The organism is Bradyrhizobium sp. 147 (genome assembly GCF_023073935.1).
Lineage (GTDB): Bacteria > Pseudomonadota > Alphaproteobacteria > Rhizobiales > Xanthobacteraceae > Bradyrhizobium.
This window is the reverse complement of the sequence record NZ_JADPKL010000028.1, coordinates 125,933-144,659: the sequence shown is the minus strand read 5'-3', so window position 1 is coordinate 144,659 and position 18,727 is coordinate 125,933. Positions and strand designations below refer to the sequence as shown.

The window sequence follows — 18,727 nt, the reverse complement described above, 5'->3', positions numbered from 1 at the left end:
TCTTGGCGCCGCCTCACGATGAGGCGCCACAGCGCGAAGTGTAACAGCCAAAGCCTAGCCTTCAAGTCGCAAGCCTTCGAGGCACAAGCCTTCAAGGCATGCGCATCAGCGCTCCGCGCCGCAGCCCGCACTGTCGAACAGCGCCGCGAGCCCGCATCGCGAGGTCAGCATCTTGTCGCCCGTCATGGCCGACGCCGGGAACGTCCCCAGATCCTGTGATTGGGCGTGCGGTGATTGCGCTTGGCCATCGCCTCCGCATAGGCATGGCCGCGTCGGTTGCGCGTGGCGCCTTGCGCCTTCGCCATGCAGCTCTTGTCGAGCGCGAGATGCTCCGGACTGGCGTCGAGGGTGCCGAGCAGATAGATCACCTCGCGCTCGACATAGCGCTGTTCGAGCGCGGCCGGCGCCACGTTCGCACCAGGGCGGTTGCGACGATACCTGCCAGCGCTCGCATAACGGACATTCTCCTTCGAATTCAGACCAATAAAAGTTTAAGCGCATCACCTGCCGCGCGGCTGTGACTCCCGCGCCACGTCAAGCAAAAAATGTCAGCAGCCCAGCCATGAAATTCCCGGGTTCCATGGGTGACAAGCCGGCGATAAAGAGGCAAAAATCCGGCTCGACTCAGGTGGGGTTGAGTCGGGCAAGGAATGCTCTCGTAAAATGTCGGTCGTAGTTGCATCGCGTCGTGCGGCGCCGCTTCTCGTTACCGCAGCAGGATTATTTCTGCTGACGCTGCCGCATGCCCAGGCGCAATGGTGGAAGCGCGCGCCGGTCGACTTCGAGCAATGCGCCGACGCCGCCGAGAAATCCCCGACCAAGGCCGAGAAGACGGCCGCGCTCGCCGATTGCAACGCCAAGTTCGCGGGGCGCCGCAAGGCAGGCGGCGGCTATTCCTATTACGACTTCCTCCAGGATCGCACCTTCGACATCGCCGGGCCGAATCCGACCCCCGAGGAGCAGAAGAAGATCGACGAAGCCTACACCGCCTATCTCGCCAGTCAGCGCCGCAGCAATGAAGCGGCCCAAGCCACCGCGCGACAGCAGCGCGAGCAGCAGGAACAACAGGTCCAGCAGCTCCAGCAGATCGCACTGCGAACCGAGGTCGAACGCGTACGCGTGCCCGTCCCGGTTGAGCGGCCGAAAGTGCAGCAGACTGTCGGCCCGAAGCCGAAGGGCGCGCCCTGCACCAAGGGCTCTTTCTCCTGCGAGTGGCCGCGCCTGTCGGAAAGCTTGAACGATTTGAAGAAGTTGTTCAATCCAACGCAGAGCAAGCCGGCGAAGAAGGGTTAGCTGGCCGCTCCCAACTCCGCTGTCGTCCCGGACAACCTTAAGCGCAGATCCGAGACCCATCGCCGCAGGGAGGAGTTGTCGCACGCAGTCGGCAACCACGAGTCTTCGCCACACCCAATCCTGTGATTATGGGTCGGGGATTGGCGCGCGCTTTGGGCGCGCCCTTGTCCCGGACGGCGGCGCAGAGCGTGGCGTCAGTTCGCGTGCTTCTTCTTAGTGCGCTTGGGTTTGATTGCGGGCGCCGCTGCCGTTGGCGGAGCGCTCAACGCCTTGCGGCTCTCCTGCAATCGCGCGTCATAGCCCGGAGAGTTCACGACCGTCGGCGGCCTTGCATCAGCGAACGTGGATGCGCCGCAGAGCGCAGCCAGCGCGAGCCCGATCATCAAACAACGCTTCATCGCACTGCTCCTTCGCGCTCACGCTAATCCGCGAATCTGCCGTGGCGTCAGCCCGGGTGGGCCCTTGCCCACGACTTCGGCTTCCTTGATCAACGCAACAATGCGGCGCATCAGCGGCACGCCGATATTGTTCTGTTCGGCCAGCGCGATGACCGCACCCTGAAGATAGTCGATCTCGGTCTTGCGCCCCTGCTTCAGGTCCTGCCACATCGAGGAACGCGCCTCTGGGTCGATCTTCATCGTGCGGCCCAGGATCGCATTGAAGATTACATCTGGCAGCCTCAGCAAGGTCGGCGTCCATCCCATTGGGATCGGCGTTGCCGAAACCGGCGCGATGCCGGCGGCCTTCAGCGCGGCGAGGCCCGCGGCCATCTGGTCCGCGAACAGCCTTCGCCAGTCGCGGCTCGCCAATTGAGCGGCGAGCGGCATGTCGGATAGCGCGCTGAGTGCGTTGTTCAGATTGATGATCAGCTTGCCCCATTGCACGCCGGTGATGTCGCGGCTCGCGCGCATGGTGAGCCCCGGAACCGAGAGCGCCGCTGCCGTGTTCTCCGCATCCTCTCCGACATGAATATCGCCGGACGTCGAACGGTGGAAACGGCCCTCACCCATCGCGATCACGTTGAACGGCACCATGCCGGCGAGCACGCGCCGGCCGCCGAGACGCTCGCCTAGCACCGCGACATTGCCGATGCCGTTCTGAAGCGAGACCACGACGGCGGCGCATGCTGCGCGATCTGCTCCGCGACATCGGCGGTGTCGGCGCTCTTCACCGTCACCAGCACGATGCCGGCGCTGTGGAAGATCGAAGGGTCCTCCGACAAAGCGAGCTGGCCAGCACCGAGCTTGTTCTCGGAGCCGTCATGGTCCGTCAGCCGCAGGCCGAAGCGTTCGATCTCGCTCTTCACCCGCGGCCGCACCAGCAGCGCGACGCGGCGGCCCGCGGCCGCCAGCATGCCGCCGACGAAACAGCCGATAGCGCCGGCGCCGGCCACCACGATCGGTCGATCCGTAAGCACTGATCTGGCTCCCTGAATGACCGGCCTTCAATAGCAGAGGCGAAGCCGGCTGCCCATCGCGTCGCAGCCGCCTTGTAACCGTCATGACTGCCCCATATGTTCTCGCCCCGGGGGCCTGTCAGCGGCGAGCGCTCGCCGAACGAGACGCCAAAGGGAGAGCACGATGGGTCTACTCGACGTCCTCAACGGCATGCAGAACGGCCCGCGCGGCCCCAGCACGCCCAGCTCCGAGCAATCCTCCGGCGGCATGTCGCCGATGACCATGGCGCTGCTCGGCCTGCTCGCCTGGAAAGCCTTCAAGCATATCACCGCAAACCAATCTGGCACGGCCCCGCAACCGTCGCCGACGCCTGCGCCGCCGCCGGTGAACACCGCAGACAGCGGCGGGCTTGGCGGTCTCGGAGGCTTGCTGAAGGGCGGCCTTGGCGGCCTGCTAGCGGGCGGCGCGGCCGGCACCGTGCTGAGCGGCGGGCTTGGCGATCTCCTCAACCAGCTCCAGCAGAGCGGCCATGGCGACGCCGCAAATTCCTGGGTCGGCAAGGGCGAGAACAAGCCGATTGCACCGGGCGATCTCGCCAGCGCGCTCGGCGCCGACCAGATCGACAGCCTGTCCGCCCAGAGCGGCCTGTCGCGCGAGGAGCTGCTCTCCGGCCTCAGCCAGTATCTGCCGCAGGTGGTCGACCATCTGACGCCGGACGGAAGGCTGCCGACCGAGGACGAGCTCTCGGGCCGCATCTGATTGTCGTCAAAGAGAGGGGAGCACTGTCATGAGCATGGGCGGCCTGTTGTGGATCATCCTCGTCGGCTTCGTTGCCGGCCTCATCGCGCGCTGGCTCGCGCCGGGGCCGAACAATCCGAGCGGCTTCATCCTCACCACCATCCTCGGCATCGCCGGCGCGTTTCTCGCGACCTTCGTCGGCCAGGCCATCGGCCATTACAGCCTCGACCAGGGCGCCGGCTTCATCATGGCCACGATCGGCGCCGTGGTGGTGCTGTTCATCTGGCACCGCCTGGTGGCCAGCGGCGTGATCAAGGGGTAATCGCCGCAGGCCGTAGGGGAGCCTGCCGCCTCACACGGCGTCATTGCGAGGAGCTCTTGCGACGAAGCAAATCCAGACCGTCGCCGCGGACGCTTTCTGGATTTGCTTCGCTTAGCTCGCAATGACAGGGGTCACGTAATCAAATGCATCCCCGCATCCATGCGCACGACCTCGCCGGTCATGTTGCTGGAGGCCGGCATCGCGAGGAAGCAGACGAGCTGCGCGATGTCTTCCGCGCTCGAGGCGACCTTGAGCGGCACTTTCGCGACCACGCTGTCGCGCACCTGTTTTGCGCCGGCCTCGCCGCGGCCCTTGGTGAACCAGGGCGTGTCGATATAGCCGGGGCAGACCGTATTGACGCGGATCAGCGGCGCCAGCGCGCGCGACAGCGACAAGGTCATGGTGTTGAGCGCGCCCTTGCTCGCGGCATAGGCGATCGACGAGCCGACGCCGCTGATGCCGGCGACCGAGGACACGTTGACCACCGCCGACGGCCGGCCCGAAGCCTTGGCGCCGGCCTCGAGCAGGCTGCGTGCCGCGCGTACCATCTGGAACGGGCCGATGGTGTTGACGCCATAGACCCGCTGGAAATCTTCCGCCGACAAGCCGTCGAGATCGGCGTGAGCGACGTGCTTGGTGGTGCCGGCATTGTTGACGAGCACGTCGAGCCGACCCCACCCGGCCGCCGCTGCGACGATCTTGCGGCAATCGTCATCCTTTGAGACGTCGCCCTGCGCGACCAGGACTTCCGCGGCGCCGGCCTTGCGGCAGAGCTCAGCCGTGGCCTCGGCTTCCTTCTGGCTCGAGGAATAATTGATGACGAGCCGGGCCCCGCTCCGCGCGAGAATTTCCGCGGTTGCAGCACCCAGGCCGGATGCCGACCCCGTCACGACTGCGCACAAGCTGTCCTTTGCCATCCCTGATGTCCCTCCCTGATCTGATGTCGGCGTCCTGTTTAGCGAGTTTGCCGCGCCCTGCAAATCGAGCAAACTCCGCTAAGCGGAATTAGCTTGTCGCCCATGCCCGCGCCGCAGGTTGGCCTGCGATCAACGCTTGTCAGGGCCATGGCTTTTTCCGATCATCGGGCGCAAGAAGAGACCGCGCGCCCATCAAGGGGACGGACGCGCCAATGGCAAAGCACGGGGAACGCTGTGGCGGAGAGTGACAATATCGTCGTCGAGACCGCGGAAAAAATCTTCGCCGATCTCGCCGATCCGCAAACCATCAACAACGACAAGAAGAATTCGTGGCAGGCGCCGCTGTGGCAGGCGCTGAGCGAGGCCGGCCTGCCGCTATCGTGGGTGCCTGACGACCTCGGCGGCTCCGGCGCCAGCCTTGCCGACGGCTTTGCCCTTCTGAATGCTGCGGGCCGCTTTGCGGTCGCGGTTCCGCTGGCCGAGACCATGCTCGCGGGCTGGCTGCTTGCGCAGGCCAAGATTGCCTCGCCCGAGGGCGAGATGACGGTGCTGCCGGCCTCGCCAAAGGACCACATCACGCTCGATGCCGAAGGCGCGCTCTCCGGCCGCGCGCGCGGCGTGCCCTTTGCCAAGGCGGCGAAGCATTTTGCGGTGCTGGCGCAGGGCAAGGACGGCCTGTCCATCGCGCTGGTCGATGCGAACAAGTCCCGGATCGAAGCCGGGCTCAATGTCGGCTACGATCACAGCGACACCGTGACGCTCGATAAGGTTCAGCCCGTCACCCTCAAGCCCGCGCCACAAAGCTTTGAGCAGACCACGCTGATGCTGATGGGCGGCGTCGCGCGCAGCCTTCAGATCGCCGGCGCGCTGGAATCCATGCTCGATATCTCCGTGCGCTATTCCAACGAGCGCGTCGCCTTCGAGAAGAAGATCTCGAAATTCCAGGCGGTGCAGCACAATCTCGCACGCCTCGCCGGCGAATCCGCCGCAGCGCTGGCGGCCGCGACCTCTGCCGCCGATGCGATTGCGAACGCCAAGGCGTTCGACGACGAGGTCTATCTCGAAGCCGCCTCCGCAAAAATCCGTTGCGCGGAAGCTGCGGAAAAAGGCGGCGCTATCGCGCACCAGGTCCACGGCGCGATCGGCTTCACCATGGAGCATATCCTGCACCGCTACTCGCTGCGGGCGCTGGCCTGGCGCGACGATTTCGGGTCGGAGAGCCATTGGGCCGTCGAGCTCGGCAGGCTCGTTGCAAACCGCGGCGCCGATGAATTGTGGCCGCTCGTGGCTTCGCGCTGATCAGGGGACGACGACAATGACCGCTGCCCTCCGTTTCGATCCGATCCGCCTCCCCGAAAAATGCGAGCAATTGCGCAAGGAAGTGCGCGCCTTCCTCGCCGAAGAAATTGCCGCCGGCACCTTTGATCCGCACAAGCCCAACCGCGAGGACACCGACGCGCCGGAATTCTCCCGCCGGGTCGGCGCCAAGGGCTGGCTCGGCATGACCTGGCCCAAAAAATATGGCGGCCAGGAGCGCTCGTTCCTCGAACGTTACGTCGTGACCGAGGAGATGCGCGTGGCGAATGCGCCGACGCGGCGCTTCTTCGTCGCTGATCGCCAGAGCGGGCCGGTGCTGCTGAAATACGCGCCCGAGCACATCAAGATGGAGATCCTGCCGCGCATCTGCCGCGGCGAGATCTGCTTTGCCATCGGCATGAGCGAGCCGAACTCCGGCTCCGACCTGTTCGCGGCAAAGACGCGCGCCACCAAGACCGACGGCGGCTATCTCATCAACGGCACCAAGATCTGGACCTCGTCGGCGCATATCGCCGACTACATGATCGCGATCTTCCGGACCTCGCCGCCGACCAAGGAAAACCGCCGCCACGGCCTGACCCAGTTCCTGGTTAAGATGAAGCAGCCGGGCATCAAGGTGAACCCGATCGGCCAGATCACCGGCCAGTACGAGTTCAACGAGGTCGTCTTCACCGATCACTTCATTCCCGACGATCATGTGCTCGGCGAGGTCGATGGCGCCTGGAAACAGGCGACATCGGAGCTTGCCTATGAGCGTTCAGGCCCCGAACGCTTCCTCGAGACCTATTACGTGCTGACCGAGCTGGTGCGCGCGATCGGCCCCAACCCGGACACGCGCAGCGCCGAGGGCATCGGGCGCCTGGTTGCGCAGCTCCACACCATGCGGCGCATGTCGGTTTCGGTTGCCGGCATGCTGCAGGCCGGCAAGGAGCCGGTGGTGGAAGCGTCCATCGTCAAGGATATCGGCACGGTCTGGGAGCAGCAGCTGCCGCACCGGGTGCGCGATCTCGCCGCCTTCGTCGAGGAGACCGCGACCAACCGCGAGACGCTGGAGCGGCAGCTCGATTTCGCCATCAAGACCGCACCGAAACTAACCATCCAGGGCGGCACCACCGAGGTGCTGCGCGGCATCATCGCCCGCGGACTGGGCTTGCGTTAGGACGAATGGGCGACACGATCGCGGCTCGCTCCGGCCACCTCTCCCATAGGGAGAGGTCGATTTGCGTCAGCAAATCGGATGAGGGGTTACGCCCTCACCAGGACCGCAGCCCCTCACCCGGCGCTACGCGCCGACCTCTCCCGATGGGAGAGGTGGTTCTTCGCTACTGAGAGATCGAGATGTTTGGAGACAACCTATGAGCACCTATAATGACATCGGCGTCGAGAAGGTCGGACATGTCGGCACCATCGAGATCCGCCGCCCGCCGCTCAACTTCTTCGACATCTCGCTGATCAACCAGATCGCGGATGCGCTCGACGAGTTCGACCGCGACATCGAAATCCGCGCCTCGGTTCTATCGGCACAGGGCAAGGCATTCTGCGCCGGCGCCAATTTCGGCGATCCGGCGCGGCAGGCGCAGGAAGCGCGCGAAGCGGAGAAGACCGCCAAGGGCGATCCGGCCGACAGTCTCGGGCCGATCAACCATCTCTACATCCAGGCCGTGCGCATCTTCCGCGCCAAGAAGCCGATCGTCGCCGCCGTGCAGGGCGCTGCCATCGGCGGCGGCCTGGGCCTGGCGGTCTCCGCGGACTTCCGCGTCACCTGTCCCGAAGCCCGCTTCTCCGCGAACTTTACCAAGCTCGGCTTCCATCCCGGCTTCGGCCTGACCGTGACGCTGCCCGAGCTGATCGGCAAGAACAACGCCGAGCTGATGTTCTACACCAGCCGCCGCGTCACCGGCGAGGAGGCTTACAAATGGGGCCTCGCCAACGAGCTGGTGCCGCAGGACCAGGTCAAGGCGGCCGCGATGAAGCTCGCCAGCAAGATCGCCGAATGCTCGCCGCTCGGCCTGCTCTCCACCCGCGCCACGATGCGCGCCGGATTGGCCGACCGCGTCATGGCGGCGACCAATCACGAGCTCGCCGAGCAGACGCGGCTGCGCGCGACGGAGGATTTTAAGGAGGGCGTGAAGGCGACGGAAGAACGGCGCGTGGCGAATTTTAAAGGAAGGTAGCTCGTCGGGTGAAGGCATCTCTTTCTTCCTTCTCCCCTTGTGGGAGAAGGTGGCGCGAAGCGCCGGATGAGGGGTATCTATCCCATGCGATCAAGCCCGTATTTGCGGAGAGATACCCCTCACCCGTCGCGCCGCGACACGGCGAGCCACCCTCTCCCACAAGGGGAGAGAGTTTAAGTGCGCCTCGCTACAAGCGCGTCGACGATCGTCACGCCCTGCCCCTCGGCATGCACCAGCACCGGATTGAGCTCGATCTCCGCGATCTCCGCTGCATGCCGCGCGGCAAGCACGGAGACATCGGCGACGAGCTGCGCCAGCGCCGTGACATCCGCCCTCGCCCCTCCACGAAAGCCGTTCAGGAGCGGCGCAGCCTTCAATCCTGCCAGCATCGCGCCGGCCTCCTCCGCACCGACAGGCGCCGGACGATAGACCACATCGCGGAATAGCTCGGTCGTGACGCCGCCGAGCCCCACCATCACCATCGGGCCAAATGTCCTGTCCGTCATCGTCCCCACGATGATCTCGACGCCCTTCTTCGCCATTGGCCCAACCAGCACACCTTGAATGACCGCCGCCGGCCGCTGCCTGCGCGCATTGTTAAGCAACGCTTCGAACGCCAGGAAGACCTCGCCCTTTGTGGTGATGTTGACGCGCACGCCATCGACTTCGCTCTTGTGCGCGATGTCGGGCGACTGGATCTTCATCACCAGCGGAAAGCCGACGCGGGCGACGGCTTCATCCAGCCCGGCCTTGTCCGTCACCAGCACTTCGTCCGGCAGCGCGATGCCGGCGCGGCGGAGCAATGCCTTGCTGTCGGCCTCGGACAATGCCTGCTGCTTCAAATGCGCAGAGAGGTCGCGCACCGGCAACCGCGTCTCGTCCGCGGGCTTCGGCAGATTGAACATTGCGTAGTCGACGAGCCGCCGCATCGCGACGCCGACATGAGTCAGACCGGAGAGGACCACGACACCAGACTTCGCGAGCTCCCGCCGCGCGAAGTCGGAGGGCACCGTGTAGGAATAGAACGCGACCGGCTTCTTCTGCGCCGCCAGCGCCGGCGTCAGCTCGGCCTCGTCGAACGGTTTGCGCACCTCGCTCGACAGTGAGAGCACGACCAGCACCGCGTCGACCTCCTCGGAGGCGGTGAGCAGGTCGACGCTCTTCTGCAATCCGCCGGAGGTCACGCCTTGCGCCGTAACGTCGATCGGGTTGCGTGCGGTGCCGTAGGACGGCATCAGCGTTCGGATCCCGGCCTGGATCGTTTCGGAGAGCTCCGGCACCTGCAAGCCTTGCAGTGCCACAGCATCCGCGCCCCAGATGCCGGCGCCGCCGGAGACGGTGACAACGGCGACGCGATCGCCCTTTGGCAGCGGATTGCTGGCGAGCAGCGCCGCGATCGTCAGCGCCTCGTCGAGATCGTTGGAGACGATGAATCCGTATTTCGCGAACACCGCGTCATAGGCCGCCGACCAGCCGGCCATGCTCGCCGTGTGCGAGGCCGCCGCGCGCTGGCCTGCGCCGGAACGGCCGACTTTTGTCACGATGACGGGCTTTCTCGTCTCGGCGGCGCGCCGCGCCGCGGCCAGAAACTTGTCGACGTCACGGATGCCTTCGATGAACAGCAGGATGACGTCGGTCGAGTCGTCCTGCACCAAATAGTCCAGGAACTCGCCGGCGCCGAGATCGGATTCGTTGCCGGTGCTGACAACGTAGCTCACGGCGATACCGATCGCCCTCGCACGATGATGATAGGCAAAGCCGATGCCGCCGCTCTGCGCGACGATGCCGATCCGCTTTTGCGTAGCGACCAGCGGCACCACACCCGGCTTGACGTCCACTGCGGGACTGAAGGTGGCCGCCACGCGCTGCATTTGGCTGAAGAAGCCCTCGGCATTGGGGCCGGAAATCCGCATGCCGGTGCGTCTCGCCAGCGCCGCGATCGCGTCCTGCATCGCCGCGCTGTCGCCGCCCTCCTCCGCGAAGCCAGAGGAGATGATGACGGCGTTCTTGACCCCGGCGGCGGCGCATTGCTCGAGCGCTGGCAGCACTGCGCGGGCCGGAATGACGATGACAGCGAGATCGATCGGCGCGCCGATCTCGGCGATCGATTTACAGCAGGCGAGCCCGTCGATGTCGGCATAGTTCGGGTTCACCGGATAGATCTTGCCGGGATAATCGTTCTTGCGCAGCATCGACAAAAGCCGCCCCGGAATCTTCTCGTGATCGCGCGAGGCCCCGATCAGCGCGATGCTCGCGGGCGCAAAGAAGCTGTCGAGCGGATGCGGCATGGCGTGTCCCTGTTCTTTTTCGATCAGCCTATCCGTCATGGCCGGGCTTGTCCCGACCATCCAACGCCGTCATTCCAGCCCAAGAACGTGGATGCCCGGGACAAGCCCGGGCACGACGATACGACGAGACATGAGGCGACAACTCAAGCGACGCGGAACGTTACACCACCTAACAAGAACTCGTTGCCGGCAACGGCCAGCCCCTTCGCCTTGGCCGCATGCAGCACGCGCGCCACATCAGCCACCCGAAACTCCAGCGCGCTCATGATCTCGCTGGCCCCCTTCACGAATCGGAAGCTTGCATTGGGCAGCTTCAGTTCGGCGTCGCGCGGCGCAATACCAATGATCTTGCCCCAGTGCTCCGCCAGCCCCTGCGGGTCGGGGCTTTGCATCTCCACGGTCGTCAGCGCCTGCGTCACATCCTTGCGGATGAATTTTTGCCAGTCGGGTCCCGCCGGCGGATAGAGGCCAAGAATGTCGTCGCTGCCTTCGGTGTGATTGAACTCGATGAAGGCGGCGCGGCAGTCGCGGGGATGGAGCTGCACGCCGTGATAGGGCCCATGGTCGATGACGTTGGCGGTGCGCACGCCCAGCGCGCTGGCGTTGCGGCCGCGCTCGTCCGGATCGTTGCAGCAGAAGATCGCCATGTAGCCGCCACGGCCGCCGGTCTTCTCGATGAAGCGACCGGCCGTGGTGCCGTCCTTGAAGGGCGCCACGACCTCCAGCAGGATCGTGTCGACCGGGAGCAGCGCGTTCTCCAGACCGTATTTCGCGACATTGCCGTCGCGATAGCACACAGTGAGGCCCATGATCCTGGCGATATCCGTGATGACAGGCTCAAGCTGCGGCGCCACCAGGCAGATCTGCCGCAGCCGGATATAGGGCGCCATCGTCATGCGCCCTTGAAGGTCGGCTTGCGCTTCTCGACGAAGGCTTTGGCGGCCTCCTTGTGGTCCTCGGTGTCGCCGCATCGGGTGTGATGGATCGCCTCGCCGTCGAAGCAATCCTCCAGCGCCAGATGCTCGGCATTGTTGATGTTGCGCTTGATGAAGCCGAGCGCGATCGATGGGCCCTGCGCCAGCGACAGCGCGAGCTCGTGCGCGGCAGCATCGATCTCGGTGTCGGGAACGACCTTCGTCACCATGCCGATCGCATGCGCCTCTTTTGCAGTCAGCACCGGCGACATCAGATAGAGCTCGCGCGCCCGCGCGCTGCCGAGCAATTGCGTCAGAAAATAGGTCCCGCCGTAATCGCCGGAGAAGCCGACCTTGGCGAAGGCGGTCGTGATCTTGCAGGATTCGCTGGCGATGCGCAGGTCGCAGGACAGCGCCATCGATAGGCCGGCGCCGGCCGCCGCGCCGTCGAGCTGCGCCACGACGGGCTTTGGCATCTGGTGCAGGATGCGCGAGACCTCCATGCCGCGGCGCAGGTTTGCGAGCTTCTGCTCGAACGGCAGCGGCGCGCGGCCCTCCGCCATCGACTTGACGTCGCCGCCGACGCAGAAACTGCCGCCCGCGCCCTTGAACAGCACCGCCCGCACCTCCGGATCATCGGCCGCGCGCCGCGCCGCCTCGACCAGCCCGGCGACCATGTCCGGATTGAGCGCATTCTTGCGCTCGGGCCGGTTCATCGTGATGGTGAGCAGCCCGCCTTCGAGCCTTTGCAGGACCATGTCGTTGCTCATGGGTGGTCTTCCTTTGTTTGATTGAGTCTTTCCGGGGCTCGCGAAGCGAGAACCCGGAACCTCGAGATCCCGGGTTCGCTTCGCGCCCCGGGATGACGTTACGACTGCGTCACGCGGTTATTTCTTCACCAGCGGGCAGCGCGACTGCTCCAGCGACTGGAACGCCTCATTGCCGGGGACGGTGGCGAGCAGCTTGTAATCGTCCCAGCGGCCCTTGGATTCCGACGGCTTCTTCACCTCGAACAGGTACATGTCGTGAATCATGCGGCCGTCCTCGCGGATCTTGCCACCCTTGGCGAAGAAGTCGTTGATCGGCGTCTCCTTCATCACCTTCATGACCGCCGCAGCGTCGGTCGTGCCGGCTGCCTTCACCGCTTTCAGGTAATGGGTGACGGAGGAATAGACGCCGGCCTGCGCCGAGGTCGGCGGCCGCTTCACGCGTTCCTGGAAGCGCTTCGAGAAGGCGCGCGTCTCGTCGTTCATGTCCCAGTAGAACGCTTCGGCCAGCAGCAGGCCCTGCGCGGTCTCAAGCCCGATCGAGTCGATGTCGGTGACGAAGGCGAGCAGCGGCGACAGCTTCTGTCCCCCCTTCATGATGCCGAACTCCGCCGATTGCTTGATGGCGTTCACGGTGTCGCCGCCGGCATTGGCGAGCCCAATCACCTTGGCCTTGGAGGCCTGCGCCTGAAGCAGGAACGACGAGAAATCCGAAGTGTTGAGCGGATGACGCACGCTGCCGAGCACCTTGCCACCGGTCTTGGTGACGACGTTGCTGGTGTCCTTCTCCAGATCCTGGCCGAAGGCATAATCGGCGGTGAGGAAGAACCAGGTGTCGAGGCCGGATTTGACCGCGGCAAGGCCGGTCACGTTGGCCTGGGCGAACGTGTCGAACACGTAGTGCACGGTATAGGGACCGCAGGCTTCGTTGCTGAGGCGGATCGAGCCCGGGCCGTTGAAGATGATGATCTTGTTGCGCGCTTTCGCGATCTCTCCGGCGGCGAGCGCGGTCGCGGAGGCCGCGACGTCGTAGATCATCTCGACGCCCTGGTTGTCGAGCATGTCGCGGGCGATGTTGGCGGACAGATCGGCCTTGTTGAGATGGTCGGCCGCCAGCACCTGGATCTTGCGTCCCAGCACCTCGCCGCCAAAGTCCTCGACAGCCATCTTGGCCGCGGTCTCGCTGCCGGGGCCGGTGATGTCCGCATAGAGGCTCGACATGTCGAGGATGCCGCCGATCTTGAGCGGCGGCTTGTCCTCCGCCTGCACGGCGCTCGCGCTCATGGCAAACGCGGCAGCAAAAATGCCCGACAGAATATGCTTCATCGAAACAGACCTCCCTTATCGTGCCGTGCTCTGATGGCGGCTTGGTTATTGCTCTTGGTTATTGCTTTTGGCGATCGCTATTGCCGCAATCATGCCGCATGCGCGAGAGCGCAGCAAGCAGAAGCACGACACACGTCTTGCGATGGCGCAGAGGTTTTCCGCAAAGCGGAATGGTGGAAATGACGCGAGATCTTTCCGCACTCATTGTGGGTGTGTGAGGAAGCCTCTTCGCGACCCGCCACGCTTGGGTTAAAGTTGAAACTCAATGCAACCTCTCCGGGCCACGTGGCGCAACGGCTTCACCTCATCGTCGTAGTTCTTCTCGTCGCAAATCACGCTGCGTTTGCCTCGCCGTGCCAATTCGAAGCGCAAGGTGAAGGCCGTGTCGCCGCGATCCCCGATGCGCGCAGCATCCGCCTCGACGACGGCCGCGAGATCCGTCTCGCCGGCATCGAGCCGACGGCAACGACGAAGCAGGCGCTGACCTCGCTGCTCGCCGGCCGCGACGTCACGCTCCGCGGCAGCGACGACACGCCCGATCGTTACGGCCGCCAGAACGCGCTGGTCTTCGCCGGCGAAAGCAACACCCCGGTGCAGACGACGCTGCTCGCCCAAGGCGATGCCATCGTCTCCGCCGAGATCACGGACAAAGATTGCGGGGCCGCCCTGATGGGGTCGGAAGCCGAGGCGCGGCGCCAAAAAATGGGCATCTGGGCTGACCCGTCGGCCATAAAAAACGCGGAAAGTCCGGACGATATTTTGGCAGGGATTGGGCGTTTTATGGTGGTTGAGGGCAAAGTCCTGTCGGTCCGGCAAGCTGGGGCAATGACCTACCTCAACTTCGGACGAAACTGGACACGGGGCTTTGCGGCGACTATTTCAAGGCGCACGCTGCCGGCATTCGAAAACGCCGGAATTACCCTCAAGTCCTTGGAGAATCGACGTATTCGCGTTCGGGGCTGGGTTGAAGGGAATACGGGGCCGCGTATCGATATACGCCTCGTGGGACAGGTCGAGTTGCTGGGCGCAAACGAGCCGACAGGGGTAAGGCCCTAAAAGGGCCGGGCACGGGTTAAGCGACGTGAATGGGGTGCTAGAACGGCACGAACGAGGTGATGGCCGCCGCCTGCGGGCTGCGCCGGCCGCGCTGTGCCTTGTTCTGGGCGGGCTTCTCGCCGGCTGCGGCGACATGGGCAGGTTCCAGGCCGCCGCGACCCCACCGGCTGTCGCGATGCCCAAGCCGAAGCCCGCGGTCGCGCAGACCCCGGCCACCGAGAAGGAGCACGAGCGCATCCTGGCGAGCTATGGCGGCACCTATGACGATCCCCGGCTGGAATCGCTTGTCAGCAAGACCGTCGACCGGCTGGTCGCCGCCTCCGATCGCCCCGATCAGGGCTACAAGGTCACCATCCTCAATTCCGGCGCGGTGAATGCGTTCGCACTGCCGAACGGCCAGCTCTACGTCACGCGCGGCCTGCTCGCGCTCGCCAGCGACACCTCGGAATTGTCCTCCGTGCTCAGCCACGAGATGGCGCATGTGCTGTCCAAGCACGCCGCGATGCGCGAGGACCAGGCGCGCCAAGCCGCGATCGTCACCCGTGTCGTCACCGACATGGGCAACGATCCAGATCTGACCGCGCTGGCGCTCGCCAAGACCAAGCTCACCATGGCGAGCTTCTCGCGCAAGCAGGAGATCGAGGCCGACGGCATCGGCGTCGGCATTTCCGCCCGCGCGCATTTTGACCCTTACGGTGCGGCGCGCTTCCTCTCGGCGATGGAGCGCAATGCCGAGCTGAAGGCCGGGAAAAGCTCGCTCGATCCACGCGCGCAGGATTTCACCTCGTCGCATCCGGCCACCCCGGAGCGCGTGCAGAATGCGCAGACCATTGCGCGACAATATGCAGCGCCCGAAGGCGCCGAGCGCGACCGCGAGACCTATCTCGCCGCGATCGACAATCTCGTCTATGGCGAAGACCCCAGCGAAGGCTTTGTCCGCGGCCGCAGGTTCCTGCATCCCAAGCTCGGCTTTACCTTCCAGGCGCCGGACAATTTCACGCTCGACAACACCGCGCAGGCGGTGATCGGCGTGCGCGAGGGCGGCTCGCAGGCGATGCGCTTCGACGTGGTGCGCGTGCCCGCCGAGCAGTCGCTCGGCGATTACCTGAACTCCGGCTGGATGGAAGGTGTCGAGAAGGCGTCCACCGAGGATCTCACCATCAACGGCTTTCCGGCGGCGTCCGCCACCGCCAAGGGCGATCAGTGGCAGTTCAAGGTCTATGCTTTGCGCTTCGGCAGCGATGTCTACCGCTTCATCTTCGCAGCCAGGCAGAAGTCGACCGAGAGCGACCGCAACGCGCGCGAGACCGTCAATTCATTCCGCCGCCTGACGCTCGAGGAGATCCAGGCCGCGCGCCCGCTACGGATCAAGGTCATCACGGTGCAGCCCGGCGACACCGTGGAATCGCTCTCCCATCGCATGGCCGGCGTCGACCATCCCGCCGAGCGTTTCCGCGTGCTCAACGGCCTCGACCGCAACGCGCAGGTGAAGGTGCGTGATCGGGTGAAGATCGTTGCGGATTGACGTCGACGCGTAGCCCGGATGGCTACCGCCCCGCGTCCATATCGCCGGCCTCGCGCTGGCCGCTGAGCCAGAGCGCGAGCAGGGTCCAGAACGCGCCCGACAGCAGGTACGCACCCGAGGCGATGACGCCGAGATTGGTCGCGAGCAAAAGCGCCACCAGCGGCGCGAAGCCGGCGCCGAACAGCCAGGCCATATCCGACGTCAGTGCGGACGCCGTGTAACGGTACGTCTGCTTGAAGTTCGAGGCGATCGCGCCCGAGGACTGGCCGAAGGACAGGCCGAGCAGGATGAAGCCGATCACCATGTAGATGGTCTCGCCGAACGCACCAGCATCGAGCAGCTGGGGGGCGAAGCCGCTATAGATCGCGATCGCGATTGCCGATCCCATCAGCAGCGATTTGCGGCCGACACGGTCGGCGATGATGCCGGAGATCACGATCGCGGCGACGCCGAACACGGCAGCAACGATTTCGATGATCAGGAAGCGCACCGGGCTTTCGCGGGTGAACAGGAACACCCAGGACAGCGGAAACACCGTCACCATGTGGAACAGGGCGAAGCTCGCCAGCGGCGCGAACGCACCGAGCATGATGTTCTGACCTTCACGCGCGACGGTGTCTGAGATGCGCGCCGGCTGCAATTCGCGAGTCTCGAACAGCGAGGCATATTCCTCGGTCGTCACCATGCGCAGGCGGGCGAACAGCGCCACGACGTTGATGGCGAAGGCGACGAAGAACGGATAGCGCCAGCCCCAGTCGAAGAAATCGTCGGCCGAGAGATTGCCGGCGAAATAGGCGAACAGCGCGCTCGCCACGATCAGCCCGAGCGGGGCCCCTAACTGCGGCACCATCGCGTACCAGCCACGCTTGGAGGGCGGCGCATTCAGCGCCAGCAGCGAGGCGAGACCGTCCCAGGCGCCGCCCCAGGCCAAACCCTGCGCGATACGCGCCAGCGCCAGCAGCCAGATCGCGGCAACGCCGATCTCGTGATAGCCGGGCAGGAACGCGATCGCGACGGTAGCAGTGCCGAGCAGGAAAAGCGCCGAGATCAGCTTGGCCGTCTTGCCGTAGCCGCGGTCGATCGTCATGAAAATGACGGTGCCGATAGGGCGGGCCATGAAGGCCAGCGCGAAGATCATGAAGGAATAGAGCGTGCCCGTCAGTTCGCTCGCGAACGGGAACACCAGGCGGGGAAACACGATCACGGAGGCGATCGCGAACACGAAGAAGTCGAAGAATTCCGAGGTACGGCCAATGATGACGCCGATGGCGATCTCGCCTGGACTGGCCTGGTCGTGGCCGTGCTCGCCCGAGTGGAGGTCTGCCATTGCGGGGGTCTGTGCCGTCGCCATGCGTGCGCCCTTAACGTCCTGAAAACCAAAGCCGACCGCCCGGCGGGGCGCCAGGCAATCTGGACCTCTCTGACCCAACATTCCGCACTGCAACATTGGACAAATTGTCCAATGTCCGGATTGCTGCGCCGCAGCTACCCCTTGGCCTCGCAAAGGAAACTCATTCTTAAAGGCTCGGCCCGTGTCCCGTCTCAAGATCCTGGCGCTGCTACCCCTGGCCGCTGCGCTCAGTGGCTGCAACTACGTCGTGCTGGCGCCCGCCGGCGATATCGCTGCCCAGCAGCGCGACCTCGTCATCATCTCCACCGTCCTGATGCTCCTGATCGTCGTCCCCGTGATGGCGCTGACGGTGCTGTTCGCCTGGCGCTACCGCCAGTCCAACACTGAGGCTCGCTACGAGCCGGATTGGGACCACTCGACCAAGCTCGAGCTGGTGATCTGGTCGGCGCCGCTTCTGATCATCGTGTGTCTGGGCGCGCTGACCTGGATGGGAACGCATTTGCTCGACCCTTATCGCACGCTCGGCCGCATCCATGCCGAGCGCGCCGTGGATCAATCCAAGGCCCCGCTCGAGGTCGACGTCGTCGCGCTCGACTGGAAATGGCTCTTCATCTACCCGGACTACGGCATTGCCACCGTCAATGAGCTCGCAGCTCCGGTCGACCGTCCGATCACCTTTCGCATCACCGCATCCTCGGTGATGAACTCGTTCTACATCCCCGCGCTCGCCGGCCAGATCTACGCGATGCCGGGCATGGAGACGAAGCTGCACGCCGTCGTCAACCACGCCGGCACCTACAAGGGTTTTTCGGCGAATTACAGCGGCGCCGGCTTCTCCGGCATGCACTTCAACTTCCAGGGCCTCGACGACAAGGGCTTTGACGCCTGGATCGCCAGCGCCAAGTCGGCCGGCGGCTCGCTCGGCCGCGCCGAATATCTCCAGCTCGAAAAGCCCAGTCAGAACGAGCCGGTGCGGCGCTGGGGCACCGTCGATGCCGATCTCTACCGCCTGATCCTCAATATGTGCGTCGAGACCGGCAAGATGTGCCAGAGCGAGATGATGGCGATCGACGCCAAGGGCGGAGCCGGCCATCAGGGCCTGAACAACATTCTGCCGCTCGCCTACGACAAATACGCCCGCCGCGGCACGGCGCTTGGGCCGGAGCCGAGCTTCGTTGCCGGCACCTGCACCCCGGATGCGCCGCAAGGCGCCGCGACCACCGCGTCGATCAAGGCGCCGACCGACACCGCGCCGCTGCTGGGCGCCGGCCTGAAGCGGCCGTCGTTCACGCCGCTGAAGTCCTCCTTCTTCCTCGGACAGCGTCCGAAGTCAGATTCTTAA

Annotated in this window: 16 protein-coding genes and 2 pseudogenes; 9 read left to right on the top strand and 9 right to left on the bottom strand. The window is 65.0% G+C overall.

The window, feature by feature from the left end; all coding sequences use genetic code 11:
* Positions 1-105: 105 nt before the first annotated feature.
* Positions 106-429 (bottom strand): annotated as a pseudogene (locus IVA87_RS08660) (alpha/beta hydrolase); the annotation flags it as partial.
* 234 nt (positions 430-663) lie between these two features.
* On the opposite strand from IVA87_RS08660, the gene IVA87_RS08655 reads away from it, so the two are divergent.
* Positions 664-1,293 (top strand): hypothetical protein, encoded by a 630-nt coding sequence (locus IVA87_RS08655; protein WP_247297964.1) that lies wholly within the window; start codon positions 664-666, stop codon positions 1,291-1,293.
* A 194-nt stretch (positions 1,294-1,487) separates the two neighbouring features.
* Here IVA87_RS08655 and IVA87_RS08650 read toward each other — a convergent pair whose 3' ends face one another.
* Positions 1,488-1,691, bottom strand: coding sequence for a hypothetical protein (locus IVA87_RS08650; RefSeq protein ID WP_247276337.1), 204 nt, complete (start codon positions 1,689-1,691; stop codon positions 1,488-1,490).
* A gap of 18 nt (positions 1,692-1,709) precedes the next feature.
* Positions 1,710-2,710 (bottom strand): annotated as a pseudogene (locus IVA87_RS08645) (2-dehydropantoate 2-reductase).
* Positions 2,711-2,873: 163 nt separating this feature from the next.
* On the opposite strand from IVA87_RS08645, the gene IVA87_RS08640 reads away from it, so the two are divergent.
* Together IVA87_RS08640 and IVA87_RS08635 are read left to right on the top strand one after the other, a co-directional pair.
* Complete coding sequence (locus IVA87_RS08640) at positions 2,874-3,449, top strand: YidB family protein (RefSeq protein WP_247276335.1); 576 nt, start codon at positions 2,874-2,876, stop codon at positions 3,447-3,449.
* 28 nt (positions 3,450-3,477) lie between these two features.
* Positions 3,478-3,750: a GlsB/YeaQ/YmgE family stress response membrane protein gene (locus IVA87_RS08635; protein ID WP_247333328.1), complete on the top strand. Its 273-nt coding sequence runs from the start codon at positions 3,478-3,480 to the stop codon at positions 3,748-3,750.
* Positions 3,751-3,881: 131 nt separating this feature from the next.
* On the opposite strand, the gene IVA87_RS08630 is transcribed toward IVA87_RS08635, so the two are convergent.
* Positions 3,882-4,667 (bottom strand): SDR family oxidoreductase, encoded by a 786-nt coding sequence (locus tag IVA87_RS08630; RefSeq protein WP_247297955.1) that lies wholly within the window; start codon positions 4,665-4,667, stop codon positions 3,882-3,884.
* 234 nt (positions 4,668-4,901) lie between these two features.
* On the opposite strand from IVA87_RS08630, the gene IVA87_RS08625 reads away from it, so the two are divergent.
* The 3 genes from IVA87_RS08625 (at position 4,902) to IVA87_RS08615 (ending at position 8,158) form a co-directional block, all read left to right on the top strand.
* Positions 4,902-5,966, top strand: a complete 1,065-nt coding sequence (locus IVA87_RS08625; protein ID WP_247297954.1) for an acyl-CoA dehydrogenase family protein — start codon at positions 4,902-4,904, stop codon at positions 5,964-5,966.
* A 16-nt stretch (positions 5,967-5,982) separates the two neighbouring features.
* A complete protein-coding gene (locus IVA87_RS08620; protein ID WP_247276331.1) occupies positions 5,983-7,143 on the top strand; it encodes an acyl-CoA dehydrogenase family protein in 1,161 nt (386 codons plus the stop codon).
* A 196-nt stretch (positions 7,144-7,339) separates the two neighbouring features.
* Positions 7,340-8,158 (top strand): enoyl-CoA hydratase/isomerase family protein, encoded by an 819-nt coding sequence (locus IVA87_RS08615; protein ID WP_247333326.1) that lies wholly within the window; start codon positions 7,340-7,342, stop codon positions 8,156-8,158.
* Positions 8,159-8,331: 173 nt separating this feature from the next.
* Here IVA87_RS08615 and IVA87_RS08610 read toward each other — a convergent pair whose 3' ends face one another.
* The 4 genes from IVA87_RS08610 to IVA87_RS08595 all read right to left on the bottom strand — a co-directional run bounded on the left by IVA87_RS08610 (position 8,332) and on the right by IVA87_RS08595 (position 13,453).
* Positions 8,332-10,446 carry an acetate--CoA ligase family protein gene (locus IVA87_RS08610; protein WP_247333332.1) on the bottom strand — a complete coding sequence of 705 codons (2,115 nt, stop codon included), beginning with the start codon at positions 10,444-10,446 and terminating at the stop codon, positions 8,332-8,334.
* A gap of 143 nt (positions 10,447-10,589) precedes the next feature.
* The gene (locus tag IVA87_RS08605) at positions 10,590-11,336 is read right to left on the bottom strand and encodes a hypothetical protein (protein ID WP_247297932.1); all 747 of its coding nucleotides are present in this window, start codon (positions 11,334-11,336) and stop codon (positions 10,590-10,592) included.
* Between the two features lie 2 nt (positions 11,337-11,338).
* Positions 11,339-12,130, bottom strand: a complete 792-nt coding sequence (locus tag IVA87_RS08600; protein ID WP_247333325.1) for an enoyl-CoA hydratase — start codon at positions 12,128-12,130, stop codon at positions 11,339-11,341.
* A gap of 117 nt (positions 12,131-12,247) precedes the next feature.
* Positions 12,248-13,453 carry an ABC transporter substrate-binding protein gene (locus tag IVA87_RS08595; protein ID WP_247297926.1) on the bottom strand — a complete coding sequence of 402 codons (1,206 nt, stop codon included), beginning with the start codon at positions 13,451-13,453 and terminating at the stop codon, positions 12,248-12,250.
* Positions 13,454-13,657: 204 nt separating this feature from the next.
* Between IVA87_RS08595 and IVA87_RS08590 the strand changes: the two genes are divergently transcribed.
* Both IVA87_RS08590 and IVA87_RS08585 read left to right on the top strand, forming a co-directional pair.
* On the top strand, positions 13,658-14,509 hold the full coding sequence (locus tag IVA87_RS08590; RefSeq protein WP_247297921.1) for a thermonuclease family protein: 852 nt from the start codon (positions 13,658-13,660) through the stop codon (positions 14,507-14,509).
* A gap of 133 nt (positions 14,510-14,642) precedes the next feature.
* Complete coding sequence (locus tag IVA87_RS08585; protein ID WP_247298022.1) at positions 14,643-16,034, top strand: M48 family metalloprotease; 1,392 nt, start codon at positions 14,643-14,645, stop codon at positions 16,032-16,034.
* A gap of 22 nt (positions 16,035-16,056) precedes the next feature.
* Here IVA87_RS08585 and IVA87_RS08580 read toward each other — a convergent pair whose 3' ends face one another.
* Positions 16,057-17,385, bottom strand: a complete 1,329-nt coding sequence (locus IVA87_RS08580; RefSeq protein WP_247297918.1) for an MFS transporter — start codon at positions 17,383-17,385, stop codon at positions 16,057-16,059.
* A gap of 181 nt (positions 17,386-17,566) precedes the next feature.
* On the opposite strand from IVA87_RS08580, the gene cyoA reads away from it, so the two are divergent.
* Complete coding sequence (gene cyoA / locus IVA87_RS08575; RefSeq protein ID WP_247297915.1) at positions 17,567-18,727, top strand: ubiquinol oxidase subunit II; 1,161 nt, start codon at positions 17,567-17,569, stop codon at positions 18,725-18,727.